The 15,419-nt window shown below is 62.9% G+C and carries 13 protein-coding genes; 4 read left to right on the top strand and 9 right to left on the bottom strand.

All coding sequences use genetic code 11. The features are described from left to right. Positions 1-73: 73 nt before the first annotated feature. On the bottom strand, positions 74-901 hold the full coding sequence (locus tag ACTJLB_RS01190; protein WP_087751023.1) for an SPOR domain-containing protein: 828 nt from the start codon (positions 899-901) through the stop codon (positions 74-76). Positions 902-962: 61 nt separating this feature from the next. Then, positions 963-2,765, bottom strand: coding sequence for an arginine--tRNA ligase (gene argS / locus ACTJLB_RS01185; protein ID WP_288827055.1), 1,803 nt, complete (start codon positions 2,763-2,765; stop codon positions 963-965). 432 nt (positions 2,766-3,197) lie between these two features. Here argS and ACTJLB_RS01180 point away from each other — a divergent pair, with 432 nt between their 5' ends. Then, on the top strand, positions 3,198-3,524 hold the full coding sequence (locus ACTJLB_RS01180) for a DUF1840 domain-containing protein (RefSeq protein WP_020067113.1): 327 nt from the start codon (positions 3,198-3,200) through the stop codon (positions 3,522-3,524). A 175-nt stretch (positions 3,525-3,699) separates the two neighbouring features. Here ACTJLB_RS01180 and ACTJLB_RS01175 read toward each other — a convergent pair whose 3' ends face one another. From ACTJLB_RS01175 to ACTJLB_RS01145, 7 genes are all read right to left on the bottom strand, one after another. Continuing rightward, positions 3,700-3,906: an acid-shock protein gene (locus ACTJLB_RS01175; protein WP_440782211.1), complete on the bottom strand. Its 207-nt coding sequence runs from the start codon at positions 3,904-3,906 to the stop codon at positions 3,700-3,702. Between the two features lie 173 nt (positions 3,907-4,079). After that, positions 4,080-6,806, bottom strand: coding sequence for a methionine synthase (gene metH, locus ACTJLB_RS01170; RefSeq protein WP_310066124.1), 2,727 nt, complete (start codon positions 6,804-6,806; stop codon positions 4,080-4,082). Between the two features lie 76 nt (positions 6,807-6,882). Beyond that, positions 6,883-7,953: a homocysteine S-methyltransferase family protein gene (locus tag ACTJLB_RS01165; RefSeq protein ID WP_020067110.1), complete on the bottom strand. Its 1,071-nt coding sequence runs from the start codon at positions 7,951-7,953 to the stop codon at positions 6,883-6,885. A 393-nt stretch (positions 7,954-8,346) separates the two neighbouring features. Further along, positions 8,347-8,604, bottom strand: coding sequence for a BTH_I0359 family protein (locus ACTJLB_RS01160; RefSeq protein WP_013337859.1), 258 nt, complete (start codon positions 8,602-8,604; stop codon positions 8,347-8,349). A gap of 118 nt (positions 8,605-8,722) precedes the next feature. Beyond that, positions 8,723-9,511, bottom strand: coding sequence for an alpha/beta fold hydrolase (locus ACTJLB_RS01155; RefSeq protein ID WP_088173219.1), 789 nt, complete (start codon positions 9,509-9,511; stop codon positions 8,723-8,725). 200 nt (positions 9,512-9,711) lie between these two features. Then, positions 9,712-10,986: a DUF3108 domain-containing protein gene (locus ACTJLB_RS01150; protein ID WP_440782210.1), complete on the bottom strand. Its 1,275-nt coding sequence runs from the start codon at positions 10,984-10,986 to the stop codon at positions 9,712-9,714. A gap of 61 nt (positions 10,987-11,047) precedes the next feature. Next, positions 11,048-11,959: an IclR family transcriptional regulator gene (locus ACTJLB_RS01145; protein ID WP_440782209.1), complete on the bottom strand. Its 912-nt coding sequence runs from the start codon at positions 11,957-11,959 to the stop codon at positions 11,048-11,050. A gap of 161 nt (positions 11,960-12,120) precedes the next feature. Here ACTJLB_RS01145 and ACTJLB_RS01140 point away from each other — a divergent pair, with 161 nt between their 5' ends. From ACTJLB_RS01140 to ACTJLB_RS01130, 3 genes are all read left to right on the top strand, one after another. After that, positions 12,121-13,104, top strand: coding sequence for a fumarylacetoacetate hydrolase family protein (locus ACTJLB_RS01140; RefSeq protein WP_087751018.1), 984 nt, complete (start codon positions 12,121-12,123; stop codon positions 13,102-13,104). 123 nt (positions 13,105-13,227) lie between these two features. After that, complete coding sequence (locus ACTJLB_RS01135) at positions 13,228-14,496, top strand: ABC transporter substrate-binding protein (protein WP_440782208.1); 1,269 nt, start codon at positions 13,228-13,230, stop codon at positions 14,494-14,496. A 36-nt stretch (positions 14,497-14,532) separates the two neighbouring features. Further along, the gene (locus ACTJLB_RS01130) at positions 14,533-15,384 is read left to right on the top strand and encodes an enoyl-CoA hydratase/isomerase family protein (protein ID WP_440782207.1); all 852 of its coding nucleotides are present in this window, start codon (positions 14,533-14,535) and stop codon (positions 15,382-15,384) included. Positions 15,385-15,419 lie beyond the last annotated feature (35 nt).

Here is a 15,419-nt window from a genome sequence, read left to right as displayed (position 1 = left end):
TGCTTGCGATTCCTGTGACAGGCGCCGCACACCGATAGTTTGGCGGCGGCGCAGCCGGCGGATCGCTCGCTGTTTATTGTTTGGTGAAACGGATGACCGCTGTGTCCACGCCCGCGTCCGACAGGCGCTGACGGTTCGCGTTCATGTCCTCGAACTTCGAAAACGGTCCGATACGTACGCGATAGTACGTGACACCGCCCGCATCGCGCTGCGTGACCTTCGACTCGAATCCCTGGAACGCGAGACGCGCGCGTTGCTGTTCGGCGTCGGCAGCGGTCTTGTACGCACCCACTTGCAGGAAGTAGCCGGTGTTCGCGTCGCCCGGCGCCGGGGCTGCGCCCGAACCCGGTTTGCCGTTTGCGGCCGTGGCCGACGACGTGCTTTTCGGCGCCGAACCCGCGGCCGTGGCCGCCGGCGCGCTGGTGGCTTGCGGCTTCTTCGCGGGCGCGGCGGCGGTGGTGCTGCTGCCGTTATCCTGAGCCGGCTTCGGAGCGACCGCGGTGCCGTTCGCGTTGGCGTTCGGATTATTGCCGATGGTCGGCGGCACTTCGATGATCTGAGGCTGTTCCAGCATGCCCGACTGCGTCTGCGAGTTGGTCTGGCCAGGCGCGGTATTGGGCGGCGCGGGTTGTGCCGCTTGCGGCACCGGCTGCCCCGGCGTCTTGCCTTGCAGCGGACGGTTCGGATCGTATTGCGCCTGGCTCGCGCTCGAATCGGATGCAGCAGGCGGCGCCACCTTCGAGACGAACGGCGTAGGCGCACGGGTGATATAAAGCGCCACCACTACCGCGATCGCAAGGCCGACGATCAGGCCCAGCACGATGCCGAGAAAAGTGCCCCCGGTTTGTTTCGATTGCTTTGTTGTGCGGCGTGGTTTTGCCATCGTACGAATTACCTGCAAAAAGAATCCTGGAACGGCCGCCGATTATAACGACGGCCGCATACATGTTGCGCCGGAGGACTTACATCTTGACTGGAGCGGAGACGCCGATGATCGCAAGACCGTTGGCGAGCACCTGACGCGTGGCCGCCAGCAGCGCGACGCGTGCATTGCGTTCGGCGGCATCGTCGACCAGCACGCGCTCGGCTCTGTCATTGTAGAACGAGTGGAATTCCCCGGCGAGGTCGCGCAGATAGAACGCGACCGCGTGCGGCGCGAGTTCGTCGGCGGCATGTTGAAGCATGTCCGGGAACTCGGCGAGCTTGTTCAGCAAGGCCATTGAGCGCTCGCTCGTGAGCGGCGCGAGGTCGACGCTGGCAAGCGCGCTTTCGTCAGTACTTTGATCGCCGCTGTAGCGGGCCTTGCATTCGGCTATCACGGAGCAGATCCGGGCATGTGCATACTGCACGTAGTGCACGGGGTTTTCGTCATTTTGTTTCAACGCGAGGTCGATGTCGAAGACGAACTCCGTATCCGCCTTGCGCGAAATCAGGAAGAAGCGAACAGCGTCGCGGCCACGGCGAATCGTTTCTTCGTCGATCAGATCGACAGCGGCTTCGGAGCCCGGCGTCGCGCCGCCCGACCATTCGATCAGATCGCGCACCGTCACATAGCTGCCCGCGCGCTTCGAGATCTTCACCTCTTCGCCGTTGCGCATGACCGTAACCATCTTGTGCAGCACGTAGTCCGGGTAACCTTTGGGAATGCCGATGCCGAGACCTTGCAGGCCGGCGCGCACACGCGCGATCGTGCCATGGTGATCGGAGCCCTGAATGTTGATGACCTTCGTGAAGCCGCGTTCCCACTTCGCGACGTGATACGCGACGTCAGGCACGAAGTACGTGTACGTGCCGTCGGTTTTGCGCATGACCCGGTCTTTGTCGTCGCCGTCGTCGGTCGTGCGCAGCCAGAGGGCGCCTTCCTGCTCGTAGGTCTTGCCCGCGGCGATCAGCGCCTGCACGGTCTTCTCCACGCGGCCTTCGGTATAAAGCGACGACTCCAGATAGTACTGGTCGAACTTCACGCCGAACGCCTGCAAGTCCATGTCCTGCTCGCGGCGCAGGTACGCGACCGCGAAACGGCGGATCGCGTCGAGGTTTTCGACGTCGCCCGCGCCGGTGACGGGTTCACCGTCGCTCGCCGATACCGTGACGCCGTTCATATAGTCTTTCGCGATGTCGGCAATGTACTCGCCGTTGTACGCCGAAGCGGGCCAGCCTTCGTCGCCCGGAGCGAGACCGCGTGCGCGCGCCTGGGTGGACAGCGCGAGCGTTGCGATCTGCACGCCGGCGTCGTTGTAGTAGAACTCGCGATGCACGTCCCAGCCTTGCGACGCGAGCACGTTCGACAGCGCGTCGCCGAGCGCGGCCTGGCGGCCGTGGCCGACGTGCAGCGGTCCCGTCGGGTTCGCCGACACGAATTCGATGAGCACATGCTTACCGGCGTCGCGTTGCGAGCGGCCATACGTTTCTTTCTCGGCGAGCACGGCGGCAATCACGGCCTGCTTCGCCGTGGCGGCGAGGCGCAGGTTGATGAAGCCGGGACCGGCGACTTCCGCGGCTTCAATGAGTCCGCGCGCTTGCGGCTGCGCGAGCAGCGCGTCGACGATCTGTTGCGCGAGCTGGCGCGGATTGGCGCGCAGCGGCTTGGCGAGTTGCATCGCCACATTGCACGCGACGTCGCCGTGGGCGGCGACTTTGGGTCGCTCCAGCGCGATGGTGGGCGACACGAACGCGGCTTCGGCCGCACCTTGCGTGGCAAGAGCTACCTGCTTCACCGTGTCGGCGAGCAGTGTTTCGAGAGTATGTTTATGTGCGGGCAGCATGCTTGTTGCGAGTCCAGTGAGGCAATCCGGTGATGCGGAAGAGGCGCCGGCCGCGCGGCAGGCACGGCCGATTCGTCAGAAGCGTGGAAAGCGGCGGTTCGCTCGTCAACGCGTCGGCATGACGGACGCGCCATCGGGCACGCTGCCTGCAACACAATAAGCGCGTTGCGCGGCGCCCTGCAACGGCATGGGCGCGGCGGCATGCAGGCGCGAACCGGCCGGGCTGGCTGCGCCGCTTGCACCTGTGCGCGCGGCGCAGCGAGGCGCGCTTTTCCGTCCAGACGGATTTTAGCAGGTGCTAATATGTTCAATCAGATGCCCAGCAAGGGCCGATGCCGCCGCGTCTCTTTGGCGAGCTAACGGAGCGCGCGCTGACGGCTGCATTGAGCGCCGCTCGCGCGTCAATCGAACATAACGAAAAAGGGAACAGTCATGCTGATTACTTTCAAATGTCGCGCTTGCCCAGACGTGATCATGCTCAATAATCTGGCACAGCATCTGGTCGGCATTGTCGGCAAACGTCTGGGTGAACGAGGCGTCATTACTCACGACGAACTCGCAGACGCTATCACCAAACTCGAAGCGGCCATCACCTTCGACAAGCAGGAACGCGCCGAGCACGACGGCCATTTCCACGAAGGCGAAGAGGGCCACGAGCATCACGAGATTCCGCCTGGACTCGCACAGCGCGCTTACCCGTTCCTCGACATGCTGCGCGCCGCGCAAAAAGAGAACGCAGACATTGTCTGGGGACTGTGATTCTCGCGAGCGAGCCACGCCACTGCGATCGGCTCGCGAGGGATATGCGCGTGCTGTATTTGCCGTAGACCTGATGCCCGGCGGCCCGCGCCTCATGTCTGAATGAAAGAAGAGCCCGCTCGACGCGGGCTCTTTTTCGTTGCGAGGCCGAAAGCGCTGTGGCCGTGCAGCCTGCTTACTGACTGGCGGCTGCCGGAGCGACTGCGGGAGCTGACTCACCTTTCTTCATTTTTTGCTTCTTCGGTTTCTTGACGTGTTTGACCGTGGGCGGGGAGTACGAGCTGACCGCGCTCGAACCGCCGGGAGCGGCAGTTTGCGCGAGCGCCGCCGAAGCGCCCGCGGCAAGCGAAACAGCAGTCAATAACAGCACCAGCTTCTTCATAGGATTTTCTCCGTCGACGGTTGCAATTAGTTAAGCCGACGCGTTTTAGCCGCGTCTGGCGGGTCAAGCCGCCTCAGTCTACAAAGCCGAAAATTACGTTGCCGCAAATATTCAGTCTTTCTCGCCGGATATAGTGGGTTTCCCGCCACGCCGGCAGATCGGCTCTCACCGGCTTAGAGCAACGGCGCCAACGCCCGCTCGGCATCCGCCTTCGAAAGAGACATTCGCTGTGCGTAATCTTCCAGCTGGTCCTGGCCGATCTTGCCCACCGAGAAATACGTGCTGTCCGGATGCGCGAGATAGAAGCCGGAGACGCTGGCCGCCGGCAGCATGGCAAGCGATTCGGTCACGCTCATGCCGATGTCGCCCGCTTGCAGCACCTCGAACATGTCACGCTTCACCAGATGGTCCGGGCACGCCGGATAGCCGGGCGCCGGGCGAATGCCGCGATACTTTTCCGCGATCAGGTCGTCGCTCGACAGGTTTTCGGTGTTGGCGTAACCCCACAGGTCGCGCCGCACCCGCGCATGCAGCGCTTCGGCAAAGGCTTCGGCGAAACGGTCGGCAAGCGCCTTCAGCATGATTGCGCTGTAGTCGTCGTGATCCTTTTCGAACTGCTTTTCCTTCACATCGACGCCGAGACCCGCCGTGACCGCGAACATGCCGATGTAGTCCGCCACGCCCGAGTCTTTCGGCGCAATGAAGTCGGCTAGCGAACGGTTCGGACGCATCACGCCGTCTACCACCGGTCGCACGCTTTGCTGCCGCAGGTTGCGCCAGGTGAGCGCGACTTCGGTGCGCGATTCGTCCGTGTAGATTTCGATGTCGTCGTCGTTGACCGTGTTGGCGGGCAGCAGCGCGATCACGCCGTTTGCCTGCAGCCAGCGACCCTGGATCAGACGCGCGAGCATCGACTTGCCGTCGGAAAACACGCGCCGCGCCGATTCGCCGACGATCTCGTCGTTCAGAATCGCCGGATAAGGACCGGCGAGGTCCCAGGTCTGGAAGAACGGCCCCCAGTCGATGTAGTTGGCCAGCTCGTTCAGATCGAAGTTCTTGAACACGCGCCGGCCGATGAACTTCGGCTTGACCGGCTGATAGCCTTTCCAGTCGATCGGCGTTTTGTTCGCGCGGGCTTCGGAGAGCGAGACCATAGGCAGCGCCTTTTTGTTCGCGTGCTGATTGCGAATGCGCTCGTAGTCGGACTTCAATTCGTCGAGATACTTTGTCGCGCCTTCGTCAGACAGCAGACTCGACGCGACGGACACCGAACGCGACGCGTCAGGCACATACACCACGGGGCCTTCGTAATGCGGAGCGATCTTCACTGCGGTGTGCACGCGCGAGGTGGTCGCGCCGCCGATCAGCAGCGGAATCTTCTTCACGCGGAAGTAGTCGTCGCGCTGCATTTCCGACGCGACGTAGGCCATTTCCTCGAGACTCGGCGTGATCAGTCCGGAGAGTCCGATGATGTCCGCGCCTTCGACCTTCGCCTTCGCGAGAATGTCGTTGCACGGAACCATCACGCCCATGTTGACCACTTCGAAGTTATTGCACTGAAGCACCACCGACACGATGTTCTTGCCGATGTCGTGCACGTCGCCCTTGACGGTCGCAATGACGATCTTGCCCTTCGCACGCACGTCGCCGCCCGCAGCCGCGAGTTGCTTCTTTTCTTCTTCGATGAACGGGATCAGATGCGCAACCGCCTGCTTCATTACACGGGCCGACTTCACGACCTGCGGCAGGAACATCTTGCCCTGACCGAACAGGTCGCCGACGATGTTCATGCCGTCCATCAACGGGCCTTCGATCACGTTGATCGGACGGCCGCCTGCGGCCGCGATCTTCGCGCGCACTTCCTCGGTATCTTCGACGATGAAGTTCGTAATGCCGTGCACGAGCGCATGCGACAGGCGCTTCTCGACCGGCTGATTACGCCACTCCAGGTTCTCTTCTTTCTTTGCGGCGCCGGTCTTGAATTTGTCGGCGATTTCGAGCAGGCGGTCGGTGCCGTCCTGGCGACGGTTCAGGACCACGTCTTCAACGCGTTCGCGCAGTTCCGGATCGAGGTCGGCATACACGCCGAGCTGCCCGGCGTTGACGATGCCCATGTCCATCCCGGCCTGAATTGCGTGATACAGGAACACGGTGTGAATCGCCTCGCGCACCGGATCGTTGCCGCGAAACGAGAACGACACGTTCGACACGCCGCCGCTCACCTTCGCGTACGGCAGGTTTTCCTTGATCCAGCGCGTCGCGTTGATGAAATCGACCGCGTAGTTGTTGTGTTCTTCGATGCCGGTGGCAATCGCGAAGATGTTCGGGTCGAAGATAATGTCTTCCGGCGGAAAGCCCACTTCGTTCACGAGGAAGTCGTACGAGCGCTTGCAGATCTGCGTCTTGCGCTCGAACGTGTCGGCCTGGCCCTGCTCGTCGAAAGCCATGACGACGGCGGCCGCGCCGTAGCGGCGAATCAGGTTCGCGTGATGGCGGAACGCTTCTTCGCCTTCCTTGAGCGAGATGGAGTTGACGATCGCCTTGCCTTGCACGCACTTCAGGCCAGCTTCGATCACTTCCCACTTCGACGAGTCGATCATGATCGGCACGCGCGCGATGTCCGGCTCCGACGCGATCAGATTCATGAAGCGGACCATCGCCGCTTTGGAGTCGAGCATCGCCTCGTCCATGTTCACGTCGATCACCTGCGCGCCGTTTTCCACCTGCTGGCGCGCGACGGCAATGGCTTCGTCGAACTGGTCGTTCAGGATCATTCGTGCGAACGCCTTCGATCCTGTCACATTGGTTCGTTCACCAACGTTGATGAAAAGCGTCCCGGACGTGACGTTGAACGGCTCTAGGCCGGCAAGGCGCATGGTGTGATCTGTCATGGCGTATATGCGAGTCGATTGCGTGCGTTAGGTGCGGCTCGGTTGCGTCTGCGGTGCGTCTGCGTTGCGTCTGCCTGGACGCCGCTTAAGCGGCGTCGCGATACTGCGTCGGCCATTTGCGCGGCTTCACTTCGGCGAGCGCCTTCGCTATCGCCGCGATGTGCTCCGGCGTCGTACCGCAGCAGCCGCCCGCTATGTTCACGAGACCCGCTTCGGCGAATTCCTTGAGCAGTCCGGACGTGTCGGCCGGCAATTCGTCGAATCCCGTATCGCTCATTGGATTCGGCAAGCCTGCGTTCGGATAGCACGACACATACGTGTCGCAGAGCTTCGCAAGTTCGGCGATGTAAGGGCGCATCAACGCCGCGCCCAGCGCGCAGTTCAAACCGAACGTGAGCGGCTTTGCATGCCGCAGCGAATTCCAGAATGCTTCGACGGTCTGACCCGAGAGAATGCGCCCCGAGGCGTCGGTGACCGTGCCGGAGATCATGATCGGCAAACGTTCGCCGGTGTTTTCGAACAGTTCGTCGAGCGCGAAAAGCGCGGCCTTCGCATTGAGCGTGTCGAAGATCGTTTCGACGAGAAACAGGTCCGCGCCGCCTTCTAGCAGCGCCTTTGCCTGCTCGTAATAGGCCGCGCGCAATTCGTCGAACGTGACGTTGCGTGCGCCGGGATCGTTCACGTCGGGCGAAATGCTCGCGGTCTTCGGCGTCGGTCCGATCGCGCCTGCTACGAAGCGCGGCTTGTCGGGCGTCGAATACTTGTCGCATGCGGCGCGCGCGAGCTTTGCCGACTGCAGATTCATTTCGACTGCAAGCGCTTCCATGCCGTAGTCCGCCTGCGCGACCGTGGTCGCGCCGAACGTGTTCGTCTCGATGATGTCGGCGCCAGCAGCCAGATACTGCTCGTGAATCTCGCTGATGATCTGCGGCTGCGTGATGGACAGCAGTTCGTTGTTGCCTTTGATGTCGCGCCCGTAGTCCTTGAAACGCTCGCCGCGATAGCGCGCTTCGTCGAGCTTGTAGCGCTGGATCATCGTGCCCATTGCGCCGTCCAGAATCAGAATGCGCGACTTGAGCAGCGCGGGCAGCGCCGTGCCGCGGGTATAGGCGAGCTCGGGACGGACGGGCTTGGCAGTTTGGGCAGGCTGGTTCATGGCGGACAAGGGCTTGCGCCGGCTTTTTCGGGAACCAGTCATTGTAGCCGTAGCCGGGCTAATTCGCCGGGCGCGGGCGGCGCGGCGCTGACTGGATGTCGCGGGAAGCGCAATTCACGTCGGGACAAATGCCCTAAGAGACCGCGCAACGCACGACTGCGCGCGAATCCCACTGAACGACACCGCAACCCGAGCGCAGCACGTCGCGGCGAAGGGACACCACAAAAAGAAAAACGGTTCAGCAGGCTGAGCCCACTGAACCGCTTTCATCATTGCCGACCATCTTGTAGAGGCCGCCGAAGGTGCCGGACGGCGTGGTCGATATATGTCGCCAAATACGTTGAAAACTGTACAAACGGTCCTGCCGCCGAGAACGTCGGCGTGACCTTAAGGTCAGTGGAGGATTACCGGCTGATGCATCAGGCTGTCGAACTGGCCGAGGAATTCGTCGACTTCGTCTAGCGACGGTTCTTCTTCGATCAGCTTTTGCACGTTCTCGCGAAACCGCGCCGCCATTGCACCGTCAATGTAAATTTCACGCTGCATGTTTTTGTCGACGATCTCGTAGCCACCCGATTTCATGGCCAGCGGGCCTTCTTGCGGCGGAAATTCGACGACACAATAGTTAGGGCTGTTGTAGATCATTTGCATGGCGACACTCCTTATTTCCGTTGGCTCCTGGCCATTCCTGCGCCATACGTGGAGCTTATGGTGTGGAATTCAAGGGGTGGGTCCGGATTGACGCTTGTAAAAGTTCCGAACCTACCGGTTAGACCGGCCTTTCAAGAAACGTTTCAAGCAGTGCGGCAAAACGTTGAGACTGCTCGACTGGCGCAAGGTGAGCGGCGTCGAGCAATTCGAAGTGAGCGCCTTCAATGGCATCTGCTATCTCCTGACTAGCAGCAGGCCGCGTGCCCGTATCGTGGCGCCCTGCCACGACCAGGGTTGGACAGTGAATCGCTCCCAGCTTACCGCGTACGTCGAACTCGCGCAGCGCTTCGCACGCCATGGCGTAGCCTTCTGGCAACGTGCGGGTCAGCGCCTCGTGGATAGGCTCCACTGCTTCGGGATGCGCGACCCGAAAATGCTCGGTCAGCCAGCGTTCGAGCGTTGCGGCCGCAAGCGGCGCCATGCCGTCCCGGCGGGCGCTGGCGGCGCGTTGGTCCCATGTGGCGCGGGCCTCGGGCGGATTCGCGGCAACGCTGTCGGCAATGGTGAGCGAGTCCACACGGGACGAGTGGTCAAGCGCGAACTGCTGCGCGATCATGCCGCCCATCGACATACCTACGAGGTGCGTGCTCGGCGCACCCAGCGCATCGAGCAGCGCGGCAAGGTCGCCGGCAAGATCGCCAACCGAGAACGGCTCTTTTGACAATTCCGTTTGGCCGTGACCCCGCACGTCGTAGCGCAGAACCGTATAGTCGTCGCGAAAATAGCCTGCGAGCTGGTCCCACACGGACAGATCGCCGCCAAGTTGATGAATGAACGTAAGCCAGGGGCCGCCGCCTTCATTGCTCAGCACGTAGCGCGTCTCGATTCCGTTGATGTTCACTTGCATGCGGGCTCCTTCAAGGGGATCGCAGTGGAAGAATTGGTCGAGGCCTGACGTGTATGCGCATATACGCAGATACGTATGCGGCCCGCCAACGGTTGCATCAGATGATGCAGAGTCGGCATCGAGACGGAAGTTTCGCGAGTATGTGCGAGGCACTATTCGAGTGCATGCCCGCATCGCCGCCGGTGCCGGCGGGCTTTGTATCAGGGCTTGATGTTGCCGGAAGTGTCGTCGGCACCGGTCGAATTGACAGGCGGGCCTGGCGGAGATGCCAGCGGCGCGGCTGGCGCTGCGTCGGAGGCGGCTGTCGGCGCGGCTGAAGGGGAGGCAGCCGGCGACATATCGGACGAGCCCGCGTGGTTATCGACACTGATCTTGCCGCGCCACACCAGTTCGAACTGCGTGCCGTTCGGCTCCGTCTGCACGAGTCGCGCGGGCAGCCAGCCGAGCGAAGGCGCGAGCCATACGTCGATGCGGCGCTGGTCGCCCTGGCGGCGCGGCAGCCGCTTGAAATGGCGCGTTTGCACGTAGCCCTGCGCGGTGCGGATGGTTTCATCGCCAATAGTCTCGACCGGCCAATTTTCACCACTATCGCTGTCTATCACGAAAAACTGGCGCGTCACGCCCGGCTTGTAGGCATCGGGGTCGCCGCGCACCAGGCTCGCCAGTTGCATGATCATGCTGAAGCGGTCTTGCGCGCCGTCGGGCAATGGCAGTGTGGAGGGTGTTCGCGTGAAGGCGATCTTTTTGTCGGCGCGGTTGAAGATGGAAACATCTTCCACGCGGCGACCGCGCTTTTCCACGTATTGCTCGGGAGCGAGGCCGAATGCATCAATACGGCCATGGCTCGAATACACGAAGGTGCCGACAAAAGGTAAGGGCACCGAAACCACCATTTCGTAACTTTGCGCGCTGCTGGTCCAATGGATCGTGCCCGGCTGGTTTCGCACGCCGTTGTAAAACGTGTCGTACTGGAGTTCGCCGGACGGCGGGACCGAGAACTTGACGCCCGGCGGCGCTGGCGCGGCCGGCGCTGCGCTTGCCGTCGCGCTTGCGGGCGTGGAGTTTGCGGCGCTCGCCGGCGTCACGTTTGCGACAGGCGCGCTGGCGGAGGTGTCCGATGCGGCGATAGCGGCGTCGGCGGTAGGCTTCTCGGCCGGTCGCAACGCGGTCAACACATGCTCGCGCGGCTTGCCAGCGACGGGCTTGCGTTTTGGCTCGGGCGTGGGCGCAGCCGGGGCCGTGGCAGCCGGATTGCGCTCGATACGTTCCGGTTTGAGAAGCGCAACCTGCACTGGGACATGTTCGTCGTCGGATGGATTCAGCGTCGCGCGGTGGCGCTCGACCCATTGCGCGGCGATCCAATGAAGAACGCCGACCACGAGCAGGACCGCGATCCAGCGCCACGTACGCCAACGGACACGCGGCTCGTCAGCGAGCGTCAGATCGGGCTGGCGTGCGGTGGAAGGTAGGGCCATCGGCGATTGAATGCGTGCAGTGCGGGCGCAAAGTGCGAATGAATGGATGCGGCAGCGAGCCTCAACGCGGCGTCGGACTATACCCCAGCTCGTACGACAGCTTTTGCGCACATTCACGCAGCGCCGTGTCGATTTCGCCGCCCCAGCCAATGTCGAACGCGCCTTCGTGACCAAGTGCGACGAGGCCGAGCGCCAGTTCGCCGGTCGAATCGAATACCGGCATGCAGAACGCGTGAATGGTCGGCAGCAACATGCCTTCGACGCGCGCCGCTTCATGCTCGCGCACGTCCGCCAGCACCCTTTCGACTTCTTCGCGGGTACGCGGCACGCCCAGGTGCGACGAGCGGCGGGTGTCGGCCAGTTCGCGTTCCAGCATCGCGCCGGTCTTGCCCGCGGGCAGATAGGCCGCGAAGAGCAGGCCCGTGGCGGAACTGAGGAGCGGCATCACGTCGCCGAGTTTCAACGACGCCTTCGCCGGATGGCTCGATTCCATCCAGTGAACCATGGTCGGCCCCTGATTGCCCCACACGGCGATGCCCACAGTCAGGTCGAGCCGGTCGCGCAGTTCGGCGAGCGCGATCCGCGCGAGCTTCACGCCGTCGGCGCGAGCAAGCCGCGCGAGTCCGAGTTGCAACGCGAAGCCGCCCAGTTCGTATCGACCGGAGAGCGGGTCTTGCGACACGACGCCTAGACGTAAAAAGCTCACCAGATAGCGGTGCGCTTTCGCGGGGCTCATGCCGGCGCGCTGCGCGAGATCGCGCAGCATCATGGCGCGCGGTTCGCGGGTCAGCACGTCGAGCAGCCTGAAGCCGACTTCGATCGACTGGATGCCCGAGCGCAGCTTTTCCTCGCCGGCGTCGGCTGCGTCGGCAGCGTCGGCGGTTTCGGCGGCCTCGTCGTCGATGTCGGATGCTTCGGCGGCGTCGGCGACCTCGCGGTTAGGAATTGCGCCGGAGCGGGCAGTGTTCGGCATGAGCAAGGCGCGCGAAGCGCGTTCAGAAGCGGTGAAAGAAAGCCGGCCGCAGAGCCCTTGCGATACGCCTGACAGGGGTTTCGGCAAGGCGGGCTTGGGCTGCGCCGATTCACCATCGTAGAATAGATTCCCTCTATCGTCACTAACCCGGTTCATCATCCATGAAACTTGCCACGCTGAAAGACGGCACGCGCGACGGCCAACTGATTGTCGTGTCCCGCGACCTGCACACGGCGGCCGTTGCCGACGCGATCGCGCCCACGTTGCAACGCGTGCTCGACGACTGGACCTTCTACGCGCCGCAACTGCACGACCTGTACGACGCGCTCAATCAGGGGCGCGCGCGGAATACGTTTTCGTTCGACGCAAGCGACTGCATGGCGCCGCTGCCCCGCGCTTTCCAATGGGCGGACGGATCGTCGTATGTGAATCACGTCGAACTCGTGCGGCGCGCGCGCGGCGCGGAGATGCCGCCCGAATTCTGGACCGATCCTCTGATGTACCAGGGCGGCAGCGACGACTTCATCGGTCCGAAAGACGACGTGGTCTGTGCATCCGAAGCGTTCGGCATCGACTTCGAGGCAGAAGTTGCGGTTATCACCACGGACGTGCCGATGGGCGCGACGCCCGAGCAGGCGCTCAAAAGCGTGCGTCTGATCACGCTCGTCAACGACGTGTCGTTGCGCAACCTGATTCCCGCCGAACTCGCGAAGGGCTTCGGGTTTTTCCAGAGCAAGCCGGCCTCTTCGTTCGCACCGGTCGCCGTGACGCCCGACGAACTCGGCGAACACTGGCGCGAAGGCCGCGTGCACCGGCCGATGATCGTCCATTGGAACGGCAAGAAAGTCGGCCAGCCAGACGCCGGCACGGACATGGTGTTCCACTTCGGCCAGCTGATCGCGCACGCTGCGAAAACGCGCAATTTGCGAGCGGGCGCGATTGTCGGGTCGGGCACGGTCTCAAACAAGGACGCAAAGCGCGGCTATTGCTGTATCGCCGAAAAACGCTGCCTCGAAACGATCGAGCATGGCGCGCCGCAGACCGAGTTCATGAAGTACGGCGACACGGTGAAGATCGAAATGTTCGATGAAGCGGGCAAGTCGATTTTCGGCTCCATCGAGCAGAGCATCGCACCGCTCGACTGAAGCGGTACGGCGCATCGTCCGAAAGGGTTTCGCCCGATGCCGCTGCCATCGCGCGCCGCTACACTGACTGGCGCGGCGGCATCGGCGGTACATCAAAACGAAAAACTCATGTGAGGAGACACCATGCGGCGAGCTGGATCGATTGACGCGGGATTGGGGAGCGCATGCGCGCGTGGTCTGAATGCGAGCGCATGGCTGGAGGAGCGGGAAGAACTGAATCTGAGCACGCGGCTCGCCAGAGCTGCGGCTCGTGTCGCCGCATTGTGTACGGCGCTTGTATGCCTGTCGCCCGCGGCGGCGTTGGCTCAGGTGAAGATCGGGCTCGTGCTCTCGCTGACCGGGCCCGCCGCGTCGCTCGGCATTCCCGCGCGCGATACGGCGACGTTGTTGCCGAAACAGATCGGCGGCCAGAGCGTCGAATACATCGTGCTCGACGATGCGTCGGACACGACCCAGGCTGTCCAGGACACCAAGAAGCTGATCTCCGAAAATCATGTCGACGCGATCATCGGTTCGTCCATCACGCCCAACTCGCTGGCAATGATCGACGTGGTCGCCGACGGAACTACGCCGATGATCTCGCTTGCGTCGTCGGCGAAAATCATTGAACCCGTTGATGCCAAGCGCCATTGGGTCTTCAAGACTCCGCAAACGGATGCGATGATGGCTTCGGCAATTACCGAGCATGCAAGCACACGCGGAGTGAAAACTGTCGCGTTCATCGGTCAGGCCGATGCGCTCGGCGAGACCTTCTACGCCGAAGTCGCGAAGTTCGCGCAGCTTCATCATATGCAGATGGTGGCGAGCGAGCGGTTCAATCGCACCGATCCGAGCGTGACGGGGCAGGTGCTGAAAATCCTCGCAACGCATCCCGATGCAGTGGTGGTGGGCGCGGCCGGCACGCCCGCGGCGTTACCGCCGAAAACACTGCGCGAACGCGGCTATAAAGGGCTGATCTATCACAACCACGGCGTGGGCAATAACGACTTCCTGCGCGTGTGCGGCGCCGATTGCAACGGCACCTTCCTGCCAGCAAGCCCGGTGCTGGTCGCGGCGCAATTGCCCGCCGATCATCCGGCGAAGCGCCTCGCGCTCGATTACATCGCGCGCTTCGAAGCGCTGCGTGGGCCTGGCAGCGTCTCGGCATTCGGCTCCTACACGTGGGACGCGGGCATGTTGCTCAGCCACGCCGTGCCAATCGCGTTGAAGACAGCCGCGCCCGGCACGCCGGAATTTCGCCGTGCGTTGCGCGACGCACTCGAAGGCACGCGCGGTCTCGCGGATACCAACGGCGTCGTCAACATGAGCGCCGGGGACCACCTGGGGCTCGACCAACGAGCGCGCGTCATGGTCGAAATCAGCAGCGGCAAATGGGTTTATCAGCCGCGTTAAGCGATGCGCGCATCACGCACACACGGACCGATCACCATGACTGAACAACCTCACACCAACGATGCGTTCTACGCACGTTACCAGTCGCTCAAGTTGCATCGGCGTCCGCACGGCGTACTCGAAGTGGTGATGAGCGGCGAAGGCGCGAACAGAAGCGCGCTTGCTACCGCCGACGCGCGCATGCATTACGAACTCGCGGAAATCTGGCGCGACATCGACCGCGATCCCGACACGCGCGTCGCTATCATTCGCGGCGAGGGCAAGGGCTTCTCGGCGGGCGGCGATCTGCAACTGGTCGAAGACATGGCTACCGACTTCGACGTGCGCGCGCGCGTGTGGCGCGAGGCTCGCGATCTGGTCTACAACGTCATCAACTGCAGCAAACCGATCGTCTCGGCGATGCACGGTCCGGCCGTCGGCGCGGGTCTGGTCGCGGGTCTGCTTGCCGATATTTCGATCGCGTCGAAGACGGCGCGCATTATCGACGGTCACACACGGCTCGGCGTAGCCGCCGGCGATCACGCGGCGATCGTCTGGCCGCTACTGTGCGGCATGGCGAAGGCCAAGTACTACCTGATGCTGTGCGAGCCGGTGAGCGGCACGGAGGCGGAGCGCATCGGACTCGTGTCGCTTGCGGTCGACGAAAACGATCTGCTGCCCAAAGCATTTGAAGTCGCGCAGAAACTCGCGCACGGTTCGCAAACCGCGATCCGCTGGACGAAGTATGCGTTGAACAACTGGCTGCGCTCGGCAGGGCCCGCTTTCGATGCGTCGCTTGCGCTGGAGTTCATGGGATTCGCCGGGCCGGACGTGCGTGAGGGCGTGACCTCGCTGCGCGAGCGGCGTGCGCCGGATTTCGGCGGCGTAGACCCTTGGCGCGCACCGTAACGGATGCAGCGCGATTCGGATGTACCGCGCTGTAT

The sequence above is a fragment of the Paraburkholderia sp. 22098 genome, from assembly GCF_052045935.1.
Taxonomy (GTDB): Bacteria; Pseudomonadota; Gammaproteobacteria; order Burkholderiales; family Burkholderiaceae; genus Paraburkholderia; species Paraburkholderia caledonica.
Note: the sequence above shows the minus strand (reverse complement) of the source record. Positions and strands in the feature narration are given on the sequence as shown.